This is a genomic window from Actinotalea ferrariae CF5-4, from assembly GCF_000603945.1.
Lineage (GTDB): Bacteria > Actinomycetota > Actinomycetes > Actinomycetales > Cellulomonadaceae > Actinotalea > Actinotalea ferrariae.
This window is the reverse complement of record NZ_AXCW01000428.1, coordinates 1-701: the sequence shown is the minus strand read 5'-3', so window position 1 is coordinate 701 and position 701 is coordinate 1. Positions and strand designations below refer to the sequence as shown.

The window sequence follows — 701 nt, the reverse complement described above, 5'->3', positions numbered from 1 at the left end:
TGCAGCCGCTGGGGCCCGTGACCCTGGCGCAGGAGCAGCACGCCGTTGGTCGAGCGCAGGTCGGTGACCAGGACGTCGTCACCGTCCATCCGGACCTCGGCGTGGGTGCGGGAGATGTCCTGGCGCGGGCTCGCGACGGTGATGAGCCGCGGCATCTCGCGGTTGGACACCCGGGACACCTGGGGCGCCCGGCCCAGGAGGACCGGCCGGTTCAGGGAGACGACGAGACCGGACGAGAGCCGGATCTTCGCGGGGGCCGGCCGGTTCGGTGCCGGCACCGCCAGGGCCGGGACCCCGTCGCCCGCCCACTCCGGGAGCTGCCGGCGCAGGGCCACGACGTCGGAGCTGAGGACGGTCGTGCCGTCGTGGTCGTCGTCCTCCGGGACCGGCCGCTCGCCCTGCCGGGCCGGGACCGCCGCGGGGACGATCTCCTGCTGCGGGGCGGCGGGCGGGAGGGCGGAGGGCACGTCCGCGGACGGACCGGCGTCCGCCGAGGAGGGCGGCACCGCCCACCGCTCGTCGGATCCGCTGAACGGGACGCCCAGGCGGAGCCCGACGGAGGTGTCCGTGGCCGCGTGCAGGACCGTGTGCTCGAGGTCGTCGAGGGCGTGGACGGGCTCCGCCGCCGCGCTGGGCGGCGACGGCACAGGCACCGCCGCGGCGGGCGTCGGCGTCATCGCCGGCTCGGTCGCGGCCGGCAC

General features: G+C 77.6%; 1 protein-coding gene. It reads right to left on the bottom strand.

Annotated elements, in window-relative coordinates:
- The coding region (locus N866_RS22665; RefSeq protein ID WP_155855488.1) for an FHA domain-containing protein at window positions 1–677 on the bottom strand (677 nt) is incomplete at its 3' end.
- Window positions 678–701: the final 24 nt, after the last annotated feature.